This window comes from Aquimarina sp. EL_43 (genome assembly GCF_943422735.1).
GTDB classification, from domain to species: Bacteria; Bacteroidota; Bacteroidia; order Flavobacteriales; family Flavobacteriaceae; genus Aquimarina; species Aquimarina megaterium.
The window spans coordinates 3,167,044-3,192,595 of the sequence record NZ_CALSBR010000001.1; the positions used below are offsets into that span (position 1 = coordinate 3,167,044).

Annotated in this window: 21 protein-coding genes; 8 read left to right on the forward strand and 13 right to left on the reverse strand. The window is 33.0% G+C overall.

Annotation, left to right across the window (positions count from 1 at the left end):
* Positions 1-121: 121 nt before the first annotated feature.
* The 9 genes from NNL09_RS13420 to NNL09_RS13460 form a co-directional block, all read right to left on the reverse strand.
* Positions 122-850 carry a hypothetical protein gene (locus tag NNL09_RS13420; protein WP_196909553.1) on the reverse strand — a complete coding sequence of 243 codons (729 nt, stop codon included), beginning with the start codon at positions 848-850 and terminating at the stop codon, positions 122-124.
* 112 nt (positions 851-962) lie between these two features.
* Positions 963-2,033, reverse strand: coding sequence for a DUF6620 family protein (locus NNL09_RS13425; RefSeq protein ID WP_025666641.1), 1,071 nt, complete (start codon positions 2,031-2,033; stop codon positions 963-965).
* 31 nt (positions 2,034-2,064) lie between these two features.
* The gene (locus NNL09_RS13430; protein ID WP_196909554.1) at positions 2,065-3,102 is read right to left on the reverse strand and encodes an SPFH domain-containing protein; all 1,038 of its coding nucleotides are present in this window, start codon (positions 3,100-3,102) and stop codon (positions 2,065-2,067) included.
* Positions 3,103-3,122: 20 nt separating this feature from the next.
* Positions 3,123-3,887 carry a hypothetical protein gene (locus tag NNL09_RS13435; RefSeq protein WP_025666643.1) on the reverse strand — a complete coding sequence of 255 codons (765 nt, stop codon included), beginning with the start codon at positions 3,885-3,887 and terminating at the stop codon, positions 3,123-3,125.
* Between the two features lie 22 nt (positions 3,888-3,909).
* Positions 3,910-4,110: a hypothetical protein gene (locus NNL09_RS13440; RefSeq protein WP_196909555.1), complete on the reverse strand. Its 201-nt coding sequence runs from the start codon at positions 4,108-4,110 to the stop codon at positions 3,910-3,912.
* 110 nt (positions 4,111-4,220) lie between these two features.
* On the reverse strand, positions 4,221-4,904 hold the full coding sequence (locus NNL09_RS13445; protein ID WP_025666645.1) for a Lipl32 family lipoprotein: 684 nt from the start codon (positions 4,902-4,904) through the stop codon (positions 4,221-4,223).
* A 127-nt stretch (positions 4,905-5,031) separates the two neighbouring features.
* Positions 5,032-5,565 carry a hypothetical protein gene (locus NNL09_RS13450; RefSeq protein ID WP_254514253.1) on the reverse strand — a complete coding sequence of 178 codons (534 nt, stop codon included), beginning with the start codon at positions 5,563-5,565 and terminating at the stop codon, positions 5,032-5,034.
* Positions 5,566-5,595: 30 nt separating this feature from the next.
* Positions 5,596-5,940: a zinc-ribbon domain-containing protein gene (locus NNL09_RS13455; RefSeq protein ID WP_025666647.1), complete on the reverse strand. Its 345-nt coding sequence runs from the start codon at positions 5,938-5,940 to the stop codon at positions 5,596-5,598.
* Between the two features lie 81 nt (positions 5,941-6,021).
* The gene (locus NNL09_RS13460) at positions 6,022-6,441 is read right to left on the reverse strand and encodes a hypothetical protein (protein WP_025666648.1); all 420 of its coding nucleotides are present in this window, start codon (positions 6,439-6,441) and stop codon (positions 6,022-6,024) included.
* Between the two features lie 261 nt (positions 6,442-6,702).
* Here NNL09_RS13460 and NNL09_RS13465 point away from each other — a divergent pair, with 261 nt between their 5' ends.
* Positions 6,703-12,507, forward strand: a complete 5,805-nt coding sequence (locus NNL09_RS13465; protein WP_196909557.1) for a gliding motility-associated C-terminal domain-containing protein — start codon at positions 6,703-6,705, stop codon at positions 12,505-12,507.
* Positions 12,508-12,510: 3 nt separating this feature from the next.
* Positions 12,511-13,437 (forward strand): PorP/SprF family type IX secretion system membrane protein, encoded by a 927-nt coding sequence (locus NNL09_RS13470; RefSeq protein WP_196909558.1) that lies wholly within the window; start codon positions 12,511-12,513, stop codon positions 13,435-13,437.
* A 60-nt stretch (positions 13,438-13,497) separates the two neighbouring features.
* Here the strand turns inward: NNL09_RS13470 and NNL09_RS13475 are convergent, their stop codons facing one another.
* From NNL09_RS13475 to NNL09_RS13485, 3 genes are all read right to left on the reverse strand, one after another.
* On the reverse strand, positions 13,498-14,142 hold the full coding sequence (locus NNL09_RS13475; protein ID WP_025665910.1) for a response regulator transcription factor: 645 nt from the start codon (positions 14,140-14,142) through the stop codon (positions 13,498-13,500).
* 88 nt (positions 14,143-14,230) lie between these two features.
* Entirely contained in the window at positions 14,231-16,381 is a 2,151-nt protein-coding gene (locus NNL09_RS13480; protein WP_025665911.1) for a tetratricopeptide repeat-containing sensor histidine kinase, read from the reverse strand.
* 72 nt (positions 16,382-16,453) lie between these two features.
* Entirely contained in the window at positions 16,454-17,731 is a 1,278-nt protein-coding gene (locus NNL09_RS13485; protein ID WP_196909559.1) for an exo-beta-N-acetylmuramidase NamZ domain-containing protein, read from the reverse strand.
* 8 nt (positions 17,732-17,739) lie between these two features.
* Here NNL09_RS13485 and NNL09_RS13490 point away from each other — a divergent pair, with 8 nt between their 5' ends.
* From NNL09_RS13490 to NNL09_RS13500, 3 genes are all read left to right on the forward strand, one after another.
* Positions 17,740-18,981, forward strand: coding sequence for an ABC transporter permease (locus tag NNL09_RS13490; RefSeq protein WP_025665913.1), 1,242 nt, complete (start codon positions 17,740-17,742; stop codon positions 18,979-18,981).
* A gap of 91 nt (positions 18,982-19,072) precedes the next feature.
* Positions 19,073-20,434 (forward strand): pyridoxal-phosphate dependent enzyme, encoded by a 1,362-nt coding sequence (locus NNL09_RS13495; RefSeq protein WP_025665914.1) that lies wholly within the window; start codon positions 19,073-19,075, stop codon positions 20,432-20,434.
* Between the two features lie 147 nt (positions 20,435-20,581).
* Entirely contained in the window at positions 20,582-21,562 is a 981-nt protein-coding gene (locus NNL09_RS13500; protein WP_025665915.1) for an AraC family transcriptional regulator, read from the forward strand.
* A 374-nt stretch (positions 21,563-21,936) separates the two neighbouring features.
* On the opposite strand, the gene NNL09_RS13505 is transcribed toward NNL09_RS13500, so the two are convergent.
* Positions 21,937-22,791 (reverse strand): peroxiredoxin family protein, encoded by an 855-nt coding sequence (locus NNL09_RS13505; protein ID WP_196909560.1) that lies wholly within the window; start codon positions 22,789-22,791, stop codon positions 21,937-21,939.
* Between the two features lie 195 nt (positions 22,792-22,986).
* On the opposite strand from NNL09_RS13505, the gene NNL09_RS13510 reads away from it, so the two are divergent.
* The 3 genes from NNL09_RS13510 to NNL09_RS13520 are packed head-to-tail and all read left to right on the forward strand — an operon-like array spanning position 22,987 to position 25,531.
* Entirely contained in the window at positions 22,987-24,267 is a 1,281-nt protein-coding gene (locus NNL09_RS13510; RefSeq protein WP_196909561.1) for a DUF2851 family protein, read from the forward strand.
* Between the two features lie 29 nt (positions 24,268-24,296).
* Positions 24,297-24,518 carry a PspC family transcriptional regulator gene (locus NNL09_RS13515; protein WP_024768898.1) on the forward strand — a complete coding sequence of 74 codons (222 nt, stop codon included), beginning with the start codon at positions 24,297-24,299 and terminating at the stop codon, positions 24,516-24,518.
* Positions 24,515-25,531, forward strand: coding sequence for a TrkA family potassium uptake protein (locus tag NNL09_RS13520; RefSeq protein WP_025665918.1), 1,017 nt, complete (start codon positions 24,515-24,517; stop codon positions 25,529-25,531). The genes NNL09_RS13515 and NNL09_RS13520 overlap by 4 nt, the downstream gene beginning before the upstream one ends.
* Positions 25,532-25,552: the final 21 nt, after the last annotated feature.

Genomic DNA, 25,552 nt, shown 5'->3' on the forward strand with positions numbered 1-25,552 from the left:
AGGTGTGAATACTTATTTTTTTGATCCCTGTTTTGAAACCTAAAACTCACAGTATAAAGATGAGAGGTATAGGTTTTGAGGTTATATTTTTTTAAACTATCTTTTATAAATTATCGTGATATTATATCATTTTTTCAAATTCAGGAAGTTTGGTATCAATTTCGATTTGTCTTTCTCTGCATTCTTCAGATTTATTACTTTCGGGATGATTAGCAAGAAAACCGTTAAGTGCCATTTGCATATCTTTAAGATATCTTATTTTTAGTGAAATTTTTTCAGTTTCCTGATATTTTTGCCACGCTTCTTCGACATATTTATATTCTAATTCCTGCCGTTCTAATTGTTTAATTTCTTTCCATTTTGGTAATAGATCTATTAATTCCTGAGAATTAGGAAAAGCTTTAATCGTATCTTCTAGATCAGGAACAGCAGCGTATGCAGGTCTTAGGGTAGTGTCAGAAAAGAAAGTGATGGCTTCTTTTTCACTGTCTCCAAGGAAAACGGCTAAGATTTCATTCCACCCTGTCGAAATAAACAAGAAACTACCATCAGGTATTGTTGAATCGGTAGTCAGTTTATACATATTTTCTTTTTCTAAAGGCTCTATGCCAAAATTTATATCTTCATTAAACCCTCCTAATGCTAGTTTTCTAGCTTGAGCCACAAGAGATCCACTTTCAAAATTTTGAAGATATACAATAATCTCTATTTGATCATTTTCTCTTAGTACAGACGGAACCTTGTTAAGATGTCTAAACTCTGGAAAACTGGTATTGTTAATGGTTGCAAATGATAGATATCTATCTTTACTTTTAATATGTATTCCGAATTGTTTGATGTTATTTTCCATGATTCTTTTTTATTTTTTTAAACAAGATGACCTGATTTCATCAAATTTGCAATGTAGTGTAATTGGGTTGCAGATGAATCCCAGGCCATCTATACATAAAATGTTATTGGATTTAAAAATCGATGTCGTCTCCTGCCTTTGCCGAAGCAAATTCTGCATTATATTTTTCCATTAATTCTCCCATTTTTAATGCCATACGAGTATCTGTAGCCATTTTTGGAGTCCAATGCATACCTACAGAACTCCAGTCGGTAACTGTAAGTCCGTATTCTTGTAAGATTGAAGCAGCATCTTTTCCTTGAGCCGCTCCCATATTTTGATGACACATAACTTTAACATAAAGCTCGAAATCTTCATAGATATCATTTTTACCTGCAGAAGAGCCAGCTTCAGATTCTTGATTGCTTTCTGCATTGGCAAATTTGCCAATGTTCGAATTCATAAAAGCATCACCATATACCTTAGAAATTGCAAAAGTTGTGTCCTGAGACATTCTTGCTGTCCATTCTGCAGATACTTCATCCCAGATTGGTTTTTCTGTTCCTACAACTTTAAGTACTTCTTCTAGATCCATGCCTCCGGCTATTTTTGCATTAGCAGCCGCCCAGGTTTCCATATCAATTCCATTTATAGGATCTAATAATCCACCAGCTTCTGCTGCTTCTATATGGGCATCCATCTGGGCATCTAGTTTAGCTTTTTGCTCTTTTAGAAAATTATCGGCATCGTCGTATGCTTTTTCTTCAGCAGAGTTTAGTAAAGCTATCCCCCATAAAAAATGATTTTCATCAGAGAATCCATATTCATGAATCTGATCATTAAATTCTGAAAGGTTACTATCTTTTAGGTTTTTAATATCATTAAGGATATCGGTAGCATCCTCGTGAGAAAGTTCACGAACCTGCTCTGGCATTTCGAGTTTATTTACATATCCATATCTTCTGATACCAGATTTAAATTGGTTATTTAGATCTACCCAATGTGGTTCATTTAAGTTAGGTTTAAATGGCCACACATCATAATCGTCACCTTCTTCAAGATCCTGAAAAGAAAGATCTGCACATGGCCATGTCGTGTAGTCATAGCTGTGCCAATCCATGCGATCAAGAATCGCTAGGTAGTCTCTGTATTCGTCTTTTTGTTTTCCTGAAACGTCTTGATATAATTCATTAACTGTACTCATACGGTATAATTTTAAAGATTGATTTTTATTTTTAGAATTGAGATAATATTTCCTGTTTCTTTTGTTTGTATTCCTGTTCGTCGATTAAGCCAGCATCAAACATTTTCTTTAGTTTTTCTAATTTCTGTACCGGATCATCGTTTTGAGGTTGTGATTGAGGTTGGGGAGGAGTATTTTGTTGAGGTGTAGACTGCTGTCCCTGATTATTCATCATATTTCCCAGCATTTGACCCATTCCCAGACCAGCACCCATTTGCATACCGATATTACCACCGCCTTCATTTTTTGCCATATTTTTTAAGGCCTCGAGTTGTTGGTAATCCTGGTAGCTTACTCCAAGTTCTTTCATTGCCTGTGCTTCGGCACTCATATCAGCGATTCGACCAATTCTTGTTTTGGTTTCTTCATCAAAACTGGTTCCTTCTATCCTAAAATCAAGGAGTTCAAAACCTAACTCATCAAAGATTTGTGCACTCGAACTCTGAGAGAATGCTGCAATCTCATTACGGTGTTTATCAATTTCTACATAACTAAATGAAGCGTTAGCAAGGAAATCACTGATAGGTTGGGTAATTCTGGATAGAATAACTTTTTGTATCGCTTTTACGGGATAGTAGTCGTCACCCGCAATAACATTGGTAAAAAAATCAACTGGTTTAGTGATTTTGAAAGAAAAATTACCAAATGCACCTAATCCAACAGGAAAATTATAAACAGGGTCTTTATAGGTGATAGGAGAGGGGGTTCCCCAACGTATATTTTGCATTTCTGCTTTTCTATAGAAGAAAATACCTACTTTATGAGCAGACTCAAAGGTATACATGATATTCTTAATGGTCGTCCAAAAAGGAATATTCCCTGTTTTAAGATCGTAAAGCCCTTCTTCTTCAAAAACGCCTTCTACTTTGCCCTCGTATACAAAAAGACATCCTTGTCCGGGCCCTACGATCAATTTTGAAGCATTTTTAATCTCGTCCCCGTTTTCTGTCCATTTTTCAAAAAGAGTTTCGGGTTTTGGGTTTTGCCATTCGATTACCGAACGAAGTTGACTTCTAAATGAATTTGACATATTTTTTTCTTTTAGGATTACTAATAGTTAGTTAAGAATGCAGTTTTAGCCTTAAGATCTTTTTCATACCGGTCTTTATAATCGGGTATAATTTCGATTCTCTTCTTTAAGTAGGTTTCTACATATTTTTGATATAGAGGTGTTAATTCCTCTTTGGTATATGTTTCAGAATCTTGTATGTAATTTTGAAACTTAAGTTCTTCATATTGCAGATAGTGCTGTAATGCAGCTTCTTCTCCAAGAGCATGGATAGCGAAATGCTCGATATTTCTGGCTTTAGTTCCTGGTTCGAATGTATTTACTGTTTGGCAATATTCGCAAGTACTGTAATAGGATCTGAAAAAATTATCTTTTACCGGTAGTTTAGCTTGACATTGGGTACAACAAAAATCTTTGGACAAAGTGTCTTTTACTTCTTGTAATAATTTTTTTGCAGCATCTGCAAAAATTTTCACTTCGTATGATTTTAGTTTTTGTTCGAGTTTAAATTTGGTTAGGTACCCTTTATCTCTTTCTCGTATAAATTTTTTGGAACCAAATTCTGCTCCTGCATCTTCAAAGGTTTCTTCGACTTTATCTTCCCATGTGCTATCAATTTTCCAGATAAGTTCATTAGCTTGAGAATAAATTCCTTGCCAGGCATTATGAAATGTAGTAGTTTCAAAATCAGTTGCTTTAAATAATAGAGGTAATGCAGCTTCTGTTTTTTCTAATATCTCCTCGAATCGATCTTCGATTTTCTTAAGGAATCCATCCCATCTATTTTGTGTTTCATTAAATGACATACTTTTAAAGGATTATTATTTTTTAATAGAATTGGTCTCCACAGAAATCACAGTATTTAAGATCTGTGTCTTCGGGTCTAGCTGCGCCACAGCTTTTACATCGCTTGGTTTCGAGGCCGGCATTTGTTTCTTCATATTTTTTTGTAGAAGAAAGTGCATTTGCCAGGATATCATCAAGAAGATTTTTTTCTTCTTTAGAATTTTGTTTATCGTTTTCTTGCATCTTAAAAATGGTGGTTTAGAGAGAAGACATTTAGAAAAGAGGTTATTCCCATATTTTTTGGAGGAAAAAACATAGGAATAACCGTAGGAGCTACTATTCCAATTTATGTTTTATAGCCCTTTTTTTAAGTCTTCGATAGTTTTAGCCATTACTACTCCTGGTAATTTGATAGGAGCGGCTACCTCTGCCAAGAAAGTACCTTTTACTTCACCAGTTTTGTATGTCGTAAAACCGATACGATACAATCCAACAGTTAGTGCTTTAAGAGGATCACTTGCTTCACTTTTATATCTTAATAGAGAGTTATAACCACTTCCACTTGGCTGCTTAGGCATTTCACTGCTATCATCATTACGATCTAGAGTAACCCAGTTAGCACTTTTTACAGCACCTTCACTAATATTATCTTTACTGGTTATATCAGAACGTTCTAGGGTAATATAGGTGTCAAAATAATCTGTTGATTTTGCGTTTTCTGTGTATGCTGCAGATTTTGTTGCTTTTTTGATTTTGGTTTTCCCTACAGGAGACATCATTCTTACTCCGATTTCTGGAGCAACAGCAGGAATCCATACATAAATGTAATAGAATTTCTTACCGTCTTTTACTTCATCTTCATTACCAGGTGAAGCATACCCCATATAAGACACAACATCTGTATAAGGCACTTTTATGGTTTTGGGACCTATCTTTTTTTCGATAGAACTACCAAACTTTTTTAATTTTTGAGCTTGGACATTTAGATTGCTTCCAAAAGCAAGAATAACAACTAAGATTAAAATTTTTGATTTCATTTTTTTGATTTTATGTGTTAATTAATTTATTGATATACACTTTTATTATTCTAGTGTAAAAGTTACAGTTACAAGATGTTTTTGAATTTCTTCTGGTTTATACATATTTATGTATTGTGTTCTCGAATCAGAATTTTCGACTTTTACAATACGTCCCAATTTTTTGTTGAGGTGATCGGCAGTTTTTTTTTGCTTTCACTTTTGCATCTTCAATAGCGGCAAGTGTTAAAGCAGACCATTCTGTATTGTTTTTTTCTTTGGCGACTGCTTCAACCTGTACGATTGTTAAGCCATTCATCTTCTGTTTGATGATTTTGATCATCTCTTCTTCAGAAGTTGTTGCATAATTATAATATGAAACATCATGTGCTTCAGAATAAGATGTATACAACTGAAGGAGAACATTCTTTTGAAACTTACCAAAGTCAACTCCTATGGTTTTTAGCTTGTCTTTATAGTTTTGAGTAATTTGAGACAAACTTGCGAGCTCAAAATTTAGATTTCCGTTTGCAACAATTTGTCTTAATGAAATTGTTAGGGAATAGCTATCGATTTCTATTTGCTTTTTCGCCTCTCCTACAATAGTTAAGGTTGTAATATTTTCTTGCGAAATAACCGATGTAACTGTTAAGAGGAGTATTATAAAAACGAGTTTTTTCATTTTAAAAAATTATATGATTCTACGTGGTTTTTATTTTGTCAAATATGGCAGTACAGTAAGTAATGCAATAAGCATAACCAGAATTGTAAGTCCTGTAAAGTGATACCATGGAGTTTTTATGTGATTGTTTTTAAAATCGTTAAAACTCTGTGTCAATTGCTGATTCTGAAATTCTCTTTCTTCAAAAGCTCCTTTACAATGACCGCAAACCGAGTATACTTTTTTTCCGATAGGAAAGAACGGTATCCAAAACACATGAAAATATTTTCTATATCCTTGTATCCACATATTGTTTTCTGTATTACAATATGGGCAACTTCCTCCTTCTAATTTTTTGGGATGAATAGTTGAAGAACCTGTTCCAAATATGATCATGATGTTTCGGATTTTTTCTGCTAAATGGCAGTTGTTACTGTTGTAAGTACTATAAAAACAAGTTTTATAGAGGTGTTAATATTAGTAAGGCAAAAATGATAATACGATCATAGCAGCACCTACAATTAAACCAAGGATTCCTAGCTTGCCTTGTTTTGGTGCTAATTTTGCTCTTAGTTGGTTGGCTTTCTCTTTGGCCGCTTCATTTTTAGATAGTACAAGTTTATTAATCATACCAAAACCTAACATGAATCCTAGTACTGCCGAAACAATATTTCCTGCCAAAAAAGTTACCCATCGAACTGGGAATGATGCAAGCCAGCCTATACCAAGGATTGAAGAAATGATTCCCCATACTCCCCAGAAACAAAATACAAGTCCGATCCAACCTTGATACGGTTCGATTTTTTCTAAAAGTTCTTTTGCGTTTGGTTTTTTAGATAACAATAGTGATGGTACTGCTATAATACTTAATAGAATTAATGTGATTCCCCAAGTCATAATTTTTAGTTTTAAAGGGTTAGTATTTATTTTTTTGTGATTTTATATATGACTTCTTATATCTGTTTTTTTGATACATGTTTTGAAGACCAAAAATCACAGTACAAAGATGAGTGATACAATTGCTGAGAAACACACCTTTTCTGGTGAAAATAATTACCCTGAAAACAGGGGGGTATTTGTATGTGGTAAAACCCTTTTTATGGTGGGTTTTAAAACTAAGGAGAAATATAGTTTTGTGGTAAACAATTTTTTTCAAAAATGAGAAATAGTAGGATTCAGTTTACAAGAAAATTAGAGTTTAGTATAAAAGTGTTTACCTTGTGTTTAATGATATTGGGAAATGCCTTTATGTCCTATAGCCAAGGATGTCCAGAAGTACCAATATCTATTTTAGATGGTACTAATGGTTTTTTTACAGAAGGAATAGACTCACAGAATTTTTTTGGAAATTCTGTCAAAGATGCAGGAGATATTAATGGAGACGGAGTATCTGATATTATTATAGGAGCACCTTATGATGGTTCTGGTACTCAAAAAGGTAATGCTTATGTTATTTTTGGTGGTTCTGGAGTGTCTTCAACACCATTTGATATTTCTATGTTAGACGGGGATAATGGTTTTGTTATAGAAGGAATAGATATAGATAATCGGTTAGGTTTTTCCGTGAGTGCAGCAGGAGATTTTAATGGGGATACTTTTGATGATATTATAGTTGGTGTTCCTAGTTCTTCAGTTGGTGGGGGAAAAGTAATAGTTCTTTTTGGTAAAGATGAAGGTATTGGTTTTTCTGCTTTATACACTGTCTCTGGTATTGATCCTACTGATGGTGTTATTATTGAAGAAAGTATGGGGACAAATTTTGGATACTCTGTAAGTTATGCAGGAGATCTTAATGATGATGGGGTGTCAGATATAATTGTAAGCTCTCCTGGGTATGACACTCCAGGGTTTAGAAATAATGGTAGAACCTATGTGATTTTTGGAGATTCTTCTATATCCGATATGAATGTATCTTCACTTGATGGAGATACTGGTTTTGTGATAAATGGTTTTTTACAAGCTGAAGCAGGGTTACAAGCTAGCGTAAGTAATGTTGGAGATATCAATAATGATACATTCGATGATATTATTATGGGGTTTCCAAATTACGAAGTAGGAGGTAATGATGTTGGTCGAGTTTGCGTAATTTATGGAAGAGAAGAGTTAAATAATTTTCCAGCAGTGATTGATCTGGAGAGCTTAAGTACTGCTGATGGTTTTTCTATTGTTGGAGAAGGAACAGGAGGGGCTTTAGGTTTTTCTGTAGGGCCGGCAGGAGATTTTAACGAAAATAATGGACCAGACGATTTCATAATAGGTGACCCTAGAAAAGATGTAGGTGATGCAACAGATATTGGAGAAGCTTATGTTATTTATGGTAGTAGTTCTTTTCCTTCTTTATTTAGAATTTCAGATTTAAACAATACTAATAGTTTGACCTTAAGAGGAGATGATCCCAGAGATAATCTTGGATTTTCAGTAGATGGCGCATCAGATATTAATGATGATGGAGTTTCAGATATCATTGTTTCTGCCACTAGTGGAGGAGCGGGGTCCCAAGGGGGAGCTTTTATAGTATTTGGAGGAACAACTACAGGTTCTGATGCTATAGAAGCTTTTGATATTATAGGAAGCATAGGATATTCTGTATTTGAAGATACTAGATTTGGGAGATATCGTTTTGGCCATTCGGTTAGTATGATAGAGGATTTTAATGGTGATATGACTCCCGATTTTGTAATTGGAGCAATAAAGAGTTCCAGTTTTGGAACAAATAGTGGTAGAGCTTATGTTTTCTATGGAGAAACTTTTGATCTTGTTGATGCAGAGTTACCAACAATTAATTGTCCATCTAATCAAGAATTGTATGCGAATTCTGTTTTACCTAATTATGTTTCTTTTCTCGGAGATACAAGAGATAATTGCACATATGAACGAGATCTTGTTTTTACTCAAACCCCACCTCAGGGAACTATTATAAATACAGATACAAATGTTACCGTTTCTGTAACCGATAGATCAGGAAATACCAATTCTTGTAGTTTTAGAGTGACAATAAAAACAGAAACGTCAACCATAGAGTGTAATACATCTTCTTTTCCTGTAAGCCATCTCAATGGAGATAATGGCATATTGCTCTATGGTGAAAAAGCAATGGGACGTAGTGGTGGTGGAGAAAAACTTGATGTAGATACTGCAGGAGATGTTAATGGAGATGGGATACAAGATTTTATAATAGGTACAACAGGAATTGTGGTTCCATTTGTTGGTGCGTATGGAAATGAACGAATTATTGATGATGGTTCGGCATATGTTGTTTTTGGTACAGATAGAGGCTTTCCTCCTAATATAGATTTAGCACTTTTAGATGGTTCTAATGGATTTATTATTCGAAATGATACTCCGTTTACAGGAGGTCATCCAACCACAGGGGCATCAGTTAGTAGTGCGGGAGATATTAATGGTGATGGAGTTGATGATGTAATGGTGAGTGATCCATACAGGAATACTACTTTGGGTTTTGAGCTAGGATATACACATGTTATATTCGGAAGCAGAGATGGTTTTTCTAGAGAGTTTAATATTTCTTCTTTAGATGGGGTTAATGGGTTTACAATTATAGGCGTGGGGAGTAGTGAAAATGCAGGGGTTGTTGTTGATAATATTGGCGATGTTAATGACGATGATATAGATGATATTGCGATCATTTCTGCTGGTTCTTCTTTTCTCCCGATTGCTAATAGTTTTGTTGTCTATGGAGCAAGAAGATCTAGGTTTCCTGTTACAATAAGAGTAAATGAATTAGATGGGAGTAATGGATTTACTATTAGAGATTCTGGAGGGACATGGGGAAGAATTGATCTTTCTGGGGTTGGAGATGTTAATGGAGATGGTATTAATGATATTGCTGTGGGTGGTATTGCAAGTAGAAATTATGTAATCTATGGTAGTAAAAGAAGTGATCCTTTTCCTGCAATATTTGATGTTACAACTATTGATGGAACCAATGGATTTACAGTAGAATATCCAGCTGGAACTTTGTCTTCGCATGTCGCAAAAGCAGGAAGTATTAATGGTGACAGATTTCAAGATGTAGTATTTGGAAATGAATTTGTGGTTTTTGGAGGGGAAACACTACCCCCAATAGTTGACCTTAGTACTCTTGACGGAACTGATGGGTTTTCTTTTGATAGTAGTGTTAGAAGTGTAAATACAGAATACGCAGGAGATTTTAATAATGATGGGATAGATGATCTTATCTTAAACCCTAGGAATTCGGCATATGTACTTTATGGAAAAAACAATTGGGAGTCTACAATAACGCTTACTTCTCCTTCGGTTTCAGTGTTGCCTATAAGGTTAGATCTCGGAAGTGGAAGAAATATTTCAGTAAGTCATGCAGGAGATGTAAATGGGGATATGATTGATGATATCATTATTGGTAAATACGATATTATGAATAATTTTGATGTAGATGCTCCAGCTCCAACCATATTTGTTATTTTTGGTCAAGACATTCCTGACATTAATGCACCACAGATTACAACTTGTCCTGGTAATCAAACTTTAAGTTCAGGATCTCCGTTACCTGATTATACGGGTGATGTTGATGCTACCGATGATTGTGATACCAATCTAGAGATTACCCAGGATCCAGTTGCTGGAACCCTATTTACAGCAGATACAACAGTTACCATAACGGTAACTGATAATAGCGGAAAAGAAACTCAATGTAGTTTTGAAGTAAGAACTCCTACTCTTACTCCTACAGTAAATCTTTCCGTTTCAGCAAATACAGGTACAGAAGCTGCAGGAACAGTAATAACGGTCACCGCTACTTCTTCGATAGCCGTTGTAGGTGATCAAACTATTGATATCGGTGCCGCAGGAACAGGGATTACACCTTCAGATTTTATCTTAAGTAATAGTACGATTACTATTCCTGATGGGATGACCACAGGTACAGTGACTTTTACTATTGTTGATGATACTGTTGTAGAAGTCACAGAAACGGCAACATTAGCGATTAGTAATCCATCTGCAGGTATTACCCTGGGAATAACTACAACGCAAGATGTTGTTATTACCGATAATGATACGGCACCTATTCCTACGGTAAATCTTTCTGTTTCAGCAAATACAGGTACAGAAGCTGCAGGGACAGTAATAACAGTTACAGCTACTTCTTCGATAGCTGTTGTAGGCGATCAAACTATTGATATTGCTGCCGCAGGAACAGGGATTACACCTTCAGATTTTATCTTAAGTAATAGTACGATTACTATTCCTGATGGGATGACCACAGGTACAGTGACTTTTACTATTGTTGATGATACTGTTGTAGAAGTCACAGAAACGGCAACATTAGCGATTAGCAATCCATCTGCAGGTATTACCCTGGGAATAACTACAACGCAAGATGTTGTTATTACCGATAATGATACGGCACCTATTCCTACGGTAAATCTTTCTGTTTCAGCAAATACAGGTACAGAAGCTGCAGGGACAGTAATAACAGTTACAGCTACTTCTTCGATAGCTGTTGTAGGCGATCAAACTATTGATATTGCTGCCGCAGGAGCAGAAATTACATCCTCAGATTTTATCTTAAGTAATAGTACGATTACTATTCCTGATGGGATGACCATGGGTACAGTGATTTTTACTATTGTTGATGATACTGTTATAGAAGGCATAGAAACAGCAACATTAACGATTAGCAACCCATCTACAGGTATTACCTTAGGAAGGACTACAACGCAAGATATTGTTATTACAGATAATGATTCAGAATCTATCCCTACAGTAAATCTTTCAGTTTCAGCAAATACAGGTACAGAAGCTGCAGGGACAGTAATAACAGTTACAGCTACTTCTTCGATAGCTGTTGTAGGCGATCAAACTATTGATATTGATGCCGCAGGAGTAGGAATTACACCTTCAGATTTTACCTTAAGTAATAGTACGATTACTATTCCTGATGGGATGACCATTGGTACAGTGATTTTTACTATTGTAGATGATACTGATGTAGAAAGTACAGAAACAGCAACATTAACGATTAGAAATCCATCTACAGGTATTACTCTAGGAAGGACTACAACGCAAGATATTGTTATTACGGATAATGATTCAGCACCTATCCCTACGGTAAATCTTTCAGTTTCAGCAAATACAGGTACAGAAGCAGCAGGGACAGTAATAACGGTCATCGCTACTTCTTCGATAACTGTTGTAGGCGCTCAAACTATTGATATCGCTGCTGCAGGAACAGGAATTACACCTTCAGATTTTACCTTAAGTAATAGTACGATTACTATTCCTGATGGGATGACCACAGGTACAGTGACTTTTACTATTGTTGATGATACTGCTGTAGAAGGTGCAGAAACGGCAACATTAACGATTAGCAATCCGTCTACAGGTATTACTTTAGGAACAACTACAACGCAAGATATTATTATAGAAGATAATGACGACCTTGTAATATGTACTATAGAAGCAGGAGAAGATGAAGAGATTACAGAAGGGCAGGAGGTACAATTAAATGCGACTGCTTCTGGTAATGGAAGATTTGTTTGGACACCCTCAACAGGTCTTAGCAATACAGATATTGCAAACCCAATAGCAAATCCAAATCAAACAACAACCTATACTGTTGTTTTTACCAGTGATCAAGGATGTATCGAAGAAGATACAGTCACAGTTTATGTAGAAGCACAAGAAGAAGATCAAACACGATATGGTTTTTCACCAGATGGTGATGGGATTAATGAATATTGGGAGATTTATAACATTGAGAATTACCCAAATAATAAAGTATCGATATATAATCGATGGGGAGATATAGTTTTTGAAGTTGAAGGATATAATAATACTTCACGAGTTTTTAGAGGAATTGCCAATCGAAAGAGAAGTTTGGGAGGAGATAAATTACCCGAGGGGACATACTTCTTCAATATCAAAATAGAAGGTTCTCATAACTTAAAAAAACAAACTGGTTTCCTTGTATTAAAGCGTTAATTTATGAAAAAAGTATATATATTATTGATAGTTGGAATACTATCAAAAGGATTTTTATGTCCAATATTTGGGCAGCAAACACCGGTTTTTGCAAATTATAATTACAATACAGTGGTTATTAATCCAGCCCATGCTGGTTTCTATCCCGATTCTGATATTACTCTGACCAATAGGGGATATTTAAATCAGTTAGATGGTAGTCCGAGAAATATAGGATTAACAGTCAATTCGCCATTGGGTTCAAAAAATATGGGATTAGGAGCAGGAGTTTATAGTGACCAGGTAGGAGTAACTACAGCTACACATTTGTTTGGTTCATATGCTTATAAAATAGTTTTTGACCATAATTATAACCAGGCGCGATGGTGGTCTTATAACCCTAATGTATTATCTTTTGGGATTACGGGAGGTGCAATGATTTATAACGAAAATTTACTAGAATTAGGCATTGATAATGATCCTAATTTTGCAAATAATATTAATACGGTTATCCCTACTTTGGGAGTAGGATTTTTGTATAATAGAGAGCATATTTATATAGGAGTTTCTGCTCCAAACTTATTAGGAGATTCTTTGTCTTCTGAGGATAATATTAATTTAGAGACTCCATATTATGCGTATTCAGGATATCGTTTTTTTGCTTCACGTTTTAAAGAAGTATTAATCACTCCCAGCGTTTTGGTTAAATATGTTTCTGGAGCTCCGATTCAGGTAGATATTAATACTACAGTGAACTACAAAAACAAAATTGAGATTGGTGCTGGATACAGAACGAGTTCTTCTATTAATTTTCTTGCAGGATTTTATATTTCGAATCACTTACGATTATTATATAATTATAATCAAACCCTAAGAGATACTCCCATTAATAATACACACGGGATTATACTAAGCTACCGTTTGGGTGATGGGTTTGGTAATAAGAAATAATTAACCAGATCAAGATTCAATACCTAATTTTAGTATTGATAAGAATAGAATTATACCTTATCAAGGTTTTATGTACTTCATTTTTAAGGCATACTTGGTTAACCCAGCCAGGTTTCTAACATTAAGTTTAGCGATAAGATTTTTTCTATAACTTTCGATAGTATGTTTACTCAAAAACAATTGATCTGCAATTTCTTGTGTAGTATGCTCTTGAGCGATAAGGGTAATAACATCAATTTCTCTTTGGGTAAGTTTAATATCTTCCTTCTTTTTTTTTGCAAACTTATTTTCTAAATAAATATCTTTTATATCTTTTGAGAAATATTTTTCTCCTTTAAGTATTGTTTTTATAGCTTTTAACAGCTCTTCTTTTTCAGCATTTTTTGGCACATACCCATCTACATCATGTTCTATAAGATTATCGATCATATCTGCATCATTATGCATACTAACTACCAGAGTTCTTATACTTTTCTTTCTTTCTTTTATAATTTTGTTTAGAGAAATACCATCTAATTCTGGCATAGAAATATCGGTGATAATAAGATCGATTTTTTCATCAGGATTAATTTCCAGGTATTTTGCAATATGTTTACCATCTTTGGCAGTTAATAAAATATTATATTCTTTTTCTGAGTTAAGAATGCTTAGTAAACCATCCAAAAACATTTTATGGTCATCTGCTATGATTAAATTATATTTCATTGGTTTATTTTTTTGTAATTAGGTTTAAATAAAACTTGCTATGTATAATTCTAATCTTGTTTGTCATCAAGTAGACTAGAATTGATCTTTAATGATTATAGCTCACTTTATTATTAATTGATGTTAATGCAGGAACTTCTATATCTATAATAGTACCTCGATTAATTCTAGAATCGATATGAAAAGTACCTGATACTTTTTTTAATCGATTTTTAATATTCTCAAATCCAAGTCCGGTAGCCTTGTTTTTTGCGTTAAAGCCTATACCATTATCTTCGAATAGTACATTTATAATATTTTCTACTAGATTTAATTGAAGTTCTACAGAAGTAGCTTTGGCATGTTTAATAGTATTAGTTATAAGTTCCTGAATAATTTTAAAAATTTCGATTTGCAACGTTTCATCTAAAAGATCAATTTCTGTTCTTGGGTATGCTACAAAAGAAGTGCTTAGACTAGTTGTACCACCAATATTATTAAAATACTCTTCAAGCACATCACAAAAGTTGTTTTTACTAAATTTTTTAGGTATTAAGTTATGCGATAAATTACGTACCTGCTCATAAGTATCATCTAATTGATTGTTAATAGTTGTTATTGTTTTTTTATTTCCATTAAGCACAGTGTTATTTAGTTGTAGCTTTATAGCAGCAAGATTGCCACCGATACTATCGTGTAGCTCTAGCGCAATTCGTTTTCTTTCTTTATCCTGGCCTTTGATAGACGCTTTAATTAGTTTTAACTCTTGCTCTTTAATTAAAGAAGAAATTTTTTGCTCACTTATTTCTTCCTGTTTTTTATTTAATTCACTCTGAGTCTGAAGTTTTTGATAGTATGTAAATAATAAACCAATAACCGGAATAAGAAGAATTAAAAAAGAGTACAAGATACTATTTTTAATACTTTTTTGTCTGGCTAATTTAGATTCTTGGATTTCCTGATCTTTTTTTAGCAATGTAATTTCGTTAAGTTTTTTTTCTGAAGCATTCTGAAAAGATAAAATCTTGTTCTGAGTGTCTTTTTTTTCAATCTCTTGTTGTAATCTGAGATTTTTGATAGCTTCTTCCTGATTTTTTAAATCCAATTCTCGATTCGCATTTTGGACCTGAAGAACTTTTATTTCTTTTTCTTTTTGAAGAGTTTGATACCTTACTTCTAATTCATTAATTTCTTTATCATTCTCTAAAAATCGAATAGAATCTGAAACCTCATAGAATTTTTCGGCATAAGAAAGCGCTTTCTTATAATCATTTTGAGAAATAGATACCTCTTTTAATCTATAATAAATGCTTTTTTGTTTGTTTAAAAACCCAAGTTCTTTTGACTTCTTTAAAGCTAAAAGAATCATCTTCTCTGCTTCTTTATGTTTTTTTTGATGATTTAGTATAAGGCCTTTTTCTAGATAGCCGATAATTTCTATTTCAGGATATTGGTAAGTAGCTGCAATTTCTAGAGCCTCATCAAACATTATCAAAGCTTGATCCATATCACCTTGCTTTCGATATGTAATTCCTATGTTGTTTGAAATGATCCCAATACAACGATTTCTTTGAGATTTTTTACACATCTCACGTGCCTTTTTTAGATATAGGATGGTTGTTTCATAATTCTCTAAATAACCATATATATTAGCCATGTTAACATAGCTGCCATAAACTATTTCTGGATGTTCTGTATATTCTAGGCATTGTTTATAAAGACGTAATGAATTTTCATACTCTTTTGTTGATAGATATGCATTTGCCAGACCAAAAGAATTAATATAGTGAATACGCCTATCATTGTATTTTTGTGAAATGTTAATGCCTTTTAAGTGCCATTTTTTTGATTTTTCTTCAAGGCCTATTTTAGAGTTTAATATTCCTAACATGTTGTATGCAAGGCCGTAAATCTCACTCTTTATAGTATCGTTTTTGAAATGCTTTATTGTCAATATTTTTTTTGCATAGTACAATGATGAATCAATCATAGCTTTCTTTTTAAAATAGGAGGAAAGTACCAGATTTAAATCTGCTTTGAATTGATTACTTTTTAAAGCTCTTGTCTTGATTTGATGATGAGTTTTTTTATACCCCTCTTCTTCTTTGCCCTGAGTATTAACCAAAAGCTGAATTTCTTTAACTATCTTTTTTTCTTCTTTATGAATAGACGGAATTTTACTCCTGTCTATCTGTGCTCCCAAGATAAAAGGTAGAATAAATATACTATATACAATTGCTTGATGTACAAATTTTAACATAAGCAAATGTATTAATTCCCAGAGTCAATAACATCCCTGAAAATAGGGGTTTTATAGAATTAAATAATGCTATTAATAGATTAGATATTGCGCTCTTTTAATTTTAAATTTTTCGAGATCTTCTGTCCATGTGTTTTTAATTTCTCGAAAAGAAAGACCTTGTTCAATTTGTTGCTGCAATTTTTTTGTTCCTGCGTGAATGGTGAATGATTTGGTATTAAAAAACTTTTCTTTGACTTTGGTATGGTTATAGGCATTAATTAACCACTCTAGGTTTATAGAATCCAATGATTCGTTTTTTCTTAAATCTTTTCCGTAACATACTTCTCCTCTATGTTTAGGATATTTAGAACCAAAATTTGGCCTGGGGATATAAGCATAATCATATTTTTCTATACTCAAGTCAGGAGAACCAAAAATTTGAAACTGTGTTTCGGTACCACGACCTGCATTAATGGTAGTTCCTTCAAAAAAACCAAGACTAGGATATAAATTGATAGCTTTATCATTAGGTAAATTTGGTGATGGTCGTATTGGTAAACTATATGAAGCAGTATGAGTGTAGTTTTTAACAGGAATAATATTAATCTCACAGGTCAAATTTTTTCCCAACCAGCCTTCACCATTGATCATTTTTGCATATTCGCCAATAGTCATACCATGAACTAATGGTATTGGGTGTACTCCCAGAAAACTTGAGTGCTCAGATTCTAAGGTTGGACCATCAATATAATGTGCATTTGGATTTGGACGGTCTAGTATCAAGACAGGGATATTGTTTTCTGCACAGGCTTGCATTACGTAATGTAATGTCGAAATATAGGTATAAAAGCGAACTCCTACATCCTGGATGTCAAAAACAACAATGTCGATATTAGATAAAGCTTCTTTAGATGGTTTTTTGTTTTTTCCATGGAGAGAGAAAATAGGAAGCCCCGTTTTGATATCTTTACTGTCAGCAACTAATTCTCCTGCATCTGCCTTACCTCTAAAACCATGTTCTGGAGCAAATACTTTCTGAATTTTAATATTTCTAGACAATAAAGAATCAACAAGATGTACATAATTTTGACTAGTAATACTATCTTTAAAAATAACAGAAGTTTGGTTTCCTACAATAGCTACTTTCTTATTTTCTAAAATAGGAATATAATCATCAGTAAGATTGGCCCCAACTACTATAGATTCTTGAATTTTTGTAGTATCTTGAGCAATATATGCTGCAGATATTGAGTTTTCAATTTTTACAGAAGAAGGGGGTAAAGTTGTTTTTATTCCACTTACACAAGAAATAAAAATTATGAAAAGGAATAAAAATGTATTTTTGAATGCATTTCTAACAAAAACCATAGTTAAGCTTGAATTTCGAGTATTTTATTGCTAAACGCCTCATCAAAGGTAAGGAACATAAAAGTAGCATTTCGACTCCAATTATAAAAATTGCAATCTTTGCTATTGCCGTTGGTATGATCATGATGCTAATTACAGTTGCTACTGGCGTAGGACTACAACGCAAAATAAGGGAAAAAGTTGCTGCATTTAATGGGCATATATTAATTTCTAGTTTTGATAATAACAGTAGTGTAGAATCTCTTATGCCTATATCTACTGATCAAAACTTCTATCCAGAGTTTTCTGAGGTTGAAGGAATTGTTCATATGCAAGGTGTGGCGACAAAAATGGGACTGATACGCACAGCATCTGATTTTGATGGTGTGGTGGTTAAAGGAGTGGGTAAAGATTATAACTGGGATTCTTTTAAAGAATATCTTGTAGAAGGAAGAATACCCGATTTTACAGGGGAACTTAATGAAGAAATTTTGTTGTCTTCACATATAGCAAATCGTTTAGGGTTTAGTATTGGAGATAAAGTAATTACATATTTCCTAAAAAAGAACACTGCTTCAAACTCAAAAACTTTTATTAGAGCTTTTGAGATTGTAGGGATTTATAATTCAGGATTTTTAGAGTTTGATGAAACCTTCCTTTTTGCAGACATCAGACATGTGATAAAAATGAATAAATGGAAACCAGATGAGATCGGAAATTTTGAAGTTTTTATTGATGATTTTGATCAAATCGATAAAAAAGGACAGGAAATCTATGAAAATATTCCTTCTACCCTAGATAGTCAGACAATTTCATTAAAGTATGCCACAATCTTCGAATGGTTAAAACTATTCGATCTTAATATTATTGGGATTATTGGGATTATTATTTTGGTTGCTGGTATCAATATGATTACTGCTTTATTGGTTTTGATTCTTGAGAGAACCCCTATGATTGGAATTTTGAAAGCCTTAGGAACAAATGATTGGAGTATAAGAAAAGTATTTCTTTATAATGCTGCATATTTGATTTTAATAGGTTTGTTTTGGGGTAACCTTATCGGTATAGGTTTACTTCTTATACAAGAGTATTATGGAGTTGTAGGGCTTAATCCAGAAACGTATTATGTAAGTACTGCCCCAGTGTATATTGATATAGGATATATTGTGTTACTTAATATAGGAACAATGTTATTGTGTTTGTTAATGCTACTTATCCCTTCATATATTATAGCAAAGATATCACCGACAAAGTCAATCCGTTTTCAATAATTTGTTATTCTTTCTTAAAAATTGCCAATCGATAATCTAGGTCGTATCTTTGCCATGTTAAAATACCCTATAGGGTTGTAAATTATATCGAGTGGAATACGCAAAAAACATACTAGAGACTATTGGTAATACACCGTTAGTCCAATTGAATACACTAGTGAAAGATGTAGATGCTTTAGTGTTGGCTAAATATGAAACTTTTAACCCAGGGAATTCTGTAAAGGATCGAATGGCTTTAAAAATGATAGAAGATGCAGAAGCAGATGGTCGATTACAGCCAGGAGGAACTATTATAGAAGGTACATCGGGAAATACAGGAATGGGATTAGCTTTAGTAGCTATCATAAAAGGGTATAAACTGATTTGTGTAATGGCAGATAAGCAGTCTAAGGAAAAAATGGATATCCTTAGAGCCGTAGGAGCAAAGGTAATGGTTTGTCCAACTAATGTAGAACCAGATGATCCAAGGTCGTATTATTCGGTTTCTAAGAGATTAGCAGAAGAAACTCCAAATTCATGGTATGTTAACCAGTATGATAATCCTTCGAATGCACAAGCACACTATGAAAGCACGGGTCCCGAAATCTGGAAACAAACAGACGGTAAAATAACACATTTTATTGTTGGAGTAGGTACTGGAGGTACGATATCTGGCGTAGGAAAATATCTAAAAGAAAAAAATCCAAATGTTAAAATCTGGGGAATAGATACCTATGGTTCTGTTTTTAAGAAATACCATGAAACAGGGATTTTTGATGAAAACGAAATTTATTCTTATATCACAGAAGGTATTGGAGAAGATATCTTACCAAAAAATGTAGATTTTTCGGTTATTGATGGATTTACCAAAGTGACAGATAAAGATGCTGCGGTTTATACTCAAAAACTTGCGAAAGAAGAAGGAATGTTTTTAGGTAATAGTGCTGGAGCGGCTATAAAAGGATTACTTCAATTAAACAAACATTTTACCAAAGATGATGTTGTAGTGATTTTATTTCATGATCATGGCAGTAGATATGTAGGGAAAATGTTTAATGATGATTGGATGCGAGAAAGAGGTTTTCTTGATGAAGAAGTATATACAGCCGATGATTTAGTAAAAAATCATATAGAAAAACCATTGGTTACTGTTAAGACAGAAGAACTGGTATCACATGCTATTGAGCGTATGCGTAAATTTAAGATCTCGCAAATACCAGTAGTTGATAGTGATGGATTTGTTGGTTCTGTAGATGAGAGTGCACTTTTTACTGCTTTTTTAGATGATAAAAATACGGGCAGTACACCAATTAAAGATGTTATGAAAGATTCATTCCCGATTGTAAACGCTAAAACTTCACTTGATGAGATATCTAAGCTTATTAAAAACGGAAGTTCTGCAGTTTTAGTTGAGTTAGAAAACGGAAAACACCACATCATAACAAAGTATGATGTTATTAGCCATATAAAATAAATTCTTATATTTAAATAATAATTCTCCCCCTCTATTAGCTTTTTTTGTAAGCTAATAAAGGGGTTGTTTTTGTGTTTATTTATTTTTTTTAGTTACCAGGAATACATCTACATGGGCTGAATAAGATAAGTGTAAAATGATGGTGGTATGTGTAAATATTTGTTTGATTTTTCTGATATAGACAAACTAAGTGACTATTTTAGATCACAACTAAGTCCAAATAGTTCTACTGATCGAATTTATTTTCCTCCCGAGATTGGAGAAGGGTATTTGTTGTATTATAAAATATCTCCAGAAGTCTTTCTTATTATAAACAATTATAAAGCTAATACAGATATTGAATATATAAGACGACCCATCGATGAAAAAGATATTATACTTCATTTTAGAAAATATGCTTTAGATCATCAATTAGAGGAAGATCAGATTATAAGCCAGTACTCTGATAGTTATACTCCTGGTAATATGAGGTGCATGGATGCTCGACAAGGAGAACAAGTTTTTATTACAAAAGGAGCTGAAGTAAAATCTACCATGATTGTATTAAAAAGTTCATATACCAAACCTTTTTTTTTAAAGAATAACGATATGGCAGAAAAACTTGACAATTATATTCGTTATTCTCACCAACATATTAATAAATTTTATCTTTCTTATAAACAATCAAGTCTTTTTGATCAGATTGTACAACCTGATGTAGATAGGGTAGAGAACTACCTTTATTTTATTGCTAGGGGTGTTCGGCTATTAGAAACTTTTTGGAAAGATGTATTAAGATGGGAAACAGAAAGCAACCCTTTTAGTATCAATTGCGGGCAAGTGGGTAATATTTATAAGGTAAGTGATTATCTCAAGAATAATCTTAAAGAACCTTTTGTTGGGGTTGATCGATTAGCAGCGATGGCACATATGAGTCGTACTAATTTTTTTAATATGTTTAAAGAAATTCATAACCAAACTCCTTTAGAGTTTTTTAATAATAAAAGACTAGAGATTTCATACAATATGATTATCGGAGAAGGATTATCAATACGTGAGGTAATGGATACGCTTAATTATTCTAATTCTTCAAAATTTAAAAAAGCATTTTTTAATAAATTTGATATCTATCCAGATATGAATACATAAAATATGTAAAGCTCAGATGCTGGCTTTCTTGTTTTTTGGATATGTATAAAAATAAAGATGGTCGCCAAAAATGGCAACCATCAATAACCTAACACAAACTCAACTTAGCTTAGGGTTTTGTAATCTTAATATTTTTAGAATGAATTAATTTTCCCTTTAATTCATAACAAAGTAAAGAAATGAATTTGTGGTTAAGTTTTCCATTAATACATAAAATCTTACCAATAGTACATTTTTGTAAGGAATTAACTTGATTTTAAGAATATTAAGTAGTAATCGTACTATTTAAAAGGAGTTAGTTCTGTGTTTTTTGTGTTTATAGCAACTTTAACCTTCTTTTTTTTGGGGGTACTAACTAATGTTAGTATTTTCAACTAAAGACTTTGTTGATCAATGATTTTTAAAAATATTTCTGGTTCTGGTCGTACTCTATAATTATTAGTAAGGTCTGCAAAGATTATTCTTCCTTCTTTATTCGTTATGATTACAGTTGGCATTACAGTATCACTGTTATATCCTAGTATTTGGAAACCCATAGGAAGACCATTTTTTGAAAAAATTTGTAATTGCTTGGCAACTTTATTTCCTTGATCTACCAAATAATTGAAATTTAATCCAAATTTTTTTGCTAGAGATTTGGTATGCCTATGAGGTTGAGGACTAATAAGAACTATATTTATTTTTCTTTTTTCAAGTTCCTTATATTGAGAAGCGATTTCTTTGATCTGTGCCATACATAATGGACACCAGTTTCCTCGGTAGAATAGAAAAATTGATGGGTTTCCTATAAATTTGGAAGTATTTATACTGTTTTTTTCTGGATCCTGTAATTCGAGTTCTGGTAACAGGTCACCTACTTTAATAACCGTGTTTTTTTCTCTATTCTTAAACGTAGAATACCATCTTATATATAATATCCACCCTAAAAATAGACCAATTCCCGGTAAAGATCCATTTAAATCTTGTTCGATAACACCGCCAAATAATAGACTAATTAAAAAACCAATAGCAATAGGCAGCGTGTATTTTTTTAGATTAGCATCAGTTCGAGCAACGGGTTTTATAAAAATCAAAATGAAGAGTGTCACAATAGAAAGCGAAATAATTAACCTTCCTATATACCTATATGATACTCCATGATCAATAAGATGTATAACACTGTCAATAGTAAAGTAAAGAGCAATTACTGGGAAAACAGAAATAAAAATAGACTTTAAAATATTAGTCATTTATATATAGATTTAAAAAGTAGTCAATGTTATTTAATAGAACTTACAGGATTTTAATAAATTTTAGTAATTTCATCATCTAAATTTTAGAAAAGCTATTCTTCTTATTTTCTATCCTACCCGAAATATTTAGTAGCTAATACCACCTGTTTGCTTACAGGTAGGTCTGATAATTATAAACAATATATAGAATATATGACTGAGGATTTTTTACAATACCTTTGGAAATATAAAAAATTTGGGTTTGTAGATCTAAGAACAACAAGGCATGAGGAGCTTATACTTCAGCAAGTGGGGACGCACAATATAGAAAGCTCTGGACCCGATTTTTTTGATGCAAGACTTATTATTCAAGGGCAAAAATGGGCAGGAAACGTTGAAGTGCATATCAGATCAAGTGACTGGTATGTTCATAATCATGAGAATGACCCTGCATACGATAATGTAATTCTTCATGTAGTTTGGGAAGATGATGTAGAAGTATACAGAAAAGATAACTCGATTATACCAACATTACAACTTAGGGAATACATAAGAGAAGAGCTATTAGTTCGCTATAAAAAACTCTTTGATAAAAATGCTCAACAATGGATTAGTTGTGATAAGCAGCTCCCCGAAGTTTCGCGTTTTATGTTGTCGAATTGGCAAGAAAGACTGTATTTAGAACGACTGGAAAAAAAATCGACTTTAATTTTGAAACTTCTAAAAGACTCTGCAAACAATTGGGAAGCTGTGTTGTTTAAGCTACTGTCCAAAAATTTTGGCTTGAAAACAAATGGGGCTTCTTTTTTGAGCTTGGCAAATTCAATAGATTTTGCAGTACTTAGAAAATGTACAAGTCACCTAGAAGAATTAGAGGCTTTGTTTTTTGGTCAGGCAAGCCTCTTAGAAGTTGATATAAAAGGAGAGTACTTCAATACCTTGAAAAATGAATATCAGTTTTTGAAAAATAAGTATAAATTAAGTACCGGTAGAGTAGAGCCATTTCATTTTTTTAGACTACGACCACCTAATTTTCCAACGATACGATTGGCGCAGTTGGCAATGTTATATTTTAAAAACCACCAACTCTTCAGTAAAGTAATTAGCAGTAATAGGATTGAAGATTTTTATGCTCTTTTCGCGGTAGAGACCAGCAAATTTTGGCAAAATCATTATACTTTTGAAAAAGAATCAAAAGCAAGTAAGAAAAGACTAACAAAACCATTTGTAGACTTGCTGTTGATTAATACAATTATCCCTATAAAATTTGTATATGCCAGAAGTGTAGGACAAAATCCCGAAGAAGATATTTTTGAGTTAATTACTAAATTACCTTTTGAAAAAAACAGCATTATTAGCAATTTTATGGACTTAAACGTACCAATTGAAAATGCAATGCATTCTCAAGCTATGATTCAACTCAAAAATACATACTGTGACCAAAAAGCATGTTTAAAATGTGCAATCGGGAATTATTTATTAAATGGTGAATAGAATTTAGGATAATATAATTATTTTGCGATATGCTTTATAATCTAAGACAATTTTTAGAACGTAATGGATTTTATGTTTCCTCTAGGTTAGCCGATAGGTTAGGGATGCGAGCAAAAAATGTGCGTTTGTTCTTTATTTATTTAACTTTTGCCACTGTGGGATTAGGTTTTGTAATATACCTTAATCTGGCATTTTGGCTAAAACTAAAAGATTTGGTTTATACTAAACGAACTTCAGTATTTGACCTATGAAAAAGATTTATAGATGGGGAATTCCAAAAATATTTATTGCATTAATTTTATTAATTATAGTAATTGCTATCGGGGTACTGGGATTTCGGTTTTTTTCTAACTATTCCTGGGTAGATGCCTTATATATGACAGTGATTACTTTGTCTACTGTAGGTTTTGGAGAAGTTCAACCATTAGGTGATAGTGCAAAGTTATTTACTGTATTCCTTATCTCGACTAGTGTAGCCATATTTGCATATTCTGTATCTGTAATAACAGAATATATTGTAAGTAAAAATGATCCTAAAAGACTTCAATATCGAAAAACACAAAAAATGATACATCATATTGAAAATCATATTATTATAATTGGTTATGGCCGTAATGGTAAACAAGCTGCCGCCAAATTGTTAGCATACAATAAACCATTTATTATTATCGAAAAAGACGAAGCAGTAATAGAAAGATATCAAAATGAAAACCTGTTTTTTCTAAAAGGTAATGCCACAGAAGACGAAGTATTAATAGAAGCAGGTATTAAGAGAGCTGCTTGTTTAATATGTACATTGCCAGAAGATGCAGATAACTTGTTTATTGTACTTTCTGCAAGACAAATTAATAAAGGGCTCAAAATAATTAGTAGAGCTTCTCAAGATACTTCTTATAAGAAAATACGATTAGCCGGCGCAGATAATGTTATTATGCCAGATCGTATTGGTGGAGATCACATGGCGTCTTTAGTAGTAGTGCCCGATTTAATAGAGTTTTTGGATAATCTTTCTATTGTGGGTAAAAAATCTATAAACATCGAAGAAATTTCTTTTGAAGACATGTTTGATGATAAAATAGAAAGGACTATTCTTGATATCGATATGAGATCCAGAACAGGATGTACCATTATAGGTTACAAATCACCAGAGGGAGAATATATTGTAAACCCAGAAGCTAATACCTTATTAAAACCAAGTTCTAAGATTGTAGTTTTAGGTCGCCCAGAACAAATTAATCTTTTAAATAAGGAGTTCGATATTTGAGAATTAGAAACATTTAACATC

What these genes read in the sequence shown, in the direction of transcription:
- NNL09_RS13435 (WP_025666643.1), bottom strand. Translation starts at nt 3,887, where the DNA reads ATGTCATTTAATGAAACACAAAATAGATGGGATGGATTCCTTAAGAAA.
- NNL09_RS13460 (WP_025666648.1), bottom strand. Translation starts at nt 6,441, where the DNA reads ATGACTTGGGGAATCACATTAATTCTATTAAGTATTATAGCAGTACCA.
- NNL09_RS13420 (WP_196909553.1), bottom strand. Translation starts at nt 850, where the DNA reads ATGGAAAATAACATCAAACAATTCGGAATACATATTAAAAGTAAAGAT.
- NNL09_RS13520 (WP_025665918.1), top strand. Translation starts at nt 24,515, where the DNA reads ATGAAAAAGATTTATAGATGGGGAATTCCAAAAATATTTATTGCATTA.
- NNL09_RS13445 (WP_025666645.1), bottom strand. Translation starts at nt 4,904, where the DNA reads ATGAAATCAAAAATTTTAATCTTAGTTGTTATTCTTGCTTTTGGAAGC.
- NNL09_RS13480 (WP_025665911.1), bottom strand. Translation starts at nt 16,381, where the DNA reads ATGTTAAAATTTGTACATCAAGCAATTGTATATAGTATATTTATTCTA.
- NNL09_RS13470 (WP_196909558.1), top strand. Translation starts at nt 12,511, where the DNA reads ATGAAAAAAGTATATATATTATTGATAGTTGGAATACTATCAAAAGGA.
- NNL09_RS13515 (WP_024768898.1), top strand. Translation starts at nt 24,297, where the DNA reads ATGCTTTATAATCTAAGACAATTTTTAGAACGTAATGGATTTTATGTT.
- NNL09_RS13510 (WP_196909561.1), top strand. Translation starts at nt 22,987, where the DNA reads ATGACTGAGGATTTTTTACAATACCTTTGGAAATATAAAAAATTTGGG.
- NNL09_RS13425 (WP_025666641.1), bottom strand. Translation starts at nt 2,033, where the DNA reads ATGAGTACAGTTAATGAATTATATCAAGACGTTTCAGGAAAACAAAAA.
- NNL09_RS13485 (WP_196909559.1), bottom strand. Translation starts at nt 17,731, where the DNA reads ATGGTTTTTGTTAGAAATGCATTCAAAAATACATTTTTATTCCTTTTC.
- NNL09_RS13475 (WP_025665910.1), bottom strand. Translation starts at nt 14,142, where the DNA reads ATGAAATATAATTTAATCATAGCAGATGACCATAAAATGTTTTTGGAT.
- NNL09_RS13450 (WP_254514253.1), bottom strand. Translation starts at nt 5,565, where the DNA reads ATGAAAAAACTCGTTTTTATAATACTCCTCTTAACAGTTACATCGGTT.
- NNL09_RS13465 (WP_196909557.1), top strand. Translation starts at nt 6,703, where the DNA reads ATGAGAAATAGTAGGATTCAGTTTACAAGAAAATTAGAGTTTAGTATA.
- NNL09_RS13430 (WP_196909554.1), bottom strand. Translation starts at nt 3,102, where the DNA reads ATGTCAAATTCATTTAGAAGTCAACTTCGTTCGGTAATCGAATGGCAA.
- NNL09_RS13455 (WP_025666647.1), bottom strand. Translation starts at nt 5,940, where the DNA reads ATGATCATATTTGGAACAGGTTCTTCAACTATTCATCCCAAAAAATTA.
- NNL09_RS13440 (WP_196909555.1), bottom strand. Translation starts at nt 4,110, where the DNA reads ATGCAAGAAAACGATAAACAAAATTCTAAAGAAGAAAAAAATCTTCTT.
- NNL09_RS13500 (WP_025665915.1), top strand. Translation starts at nt 20,582, where the DNA reads ATGTGTAAATATTTGTTTGATTTTTCTGATATAGACAAACTAAGTGAC.
- NNL09_RS13505 (WP_196909560.1), bottom strand. Translation starts at nt 22,791, where the DNA reads ATGACTAATATTTTAAAGTCTATTTTTATTTCTGTTTTCCCAGTAATT.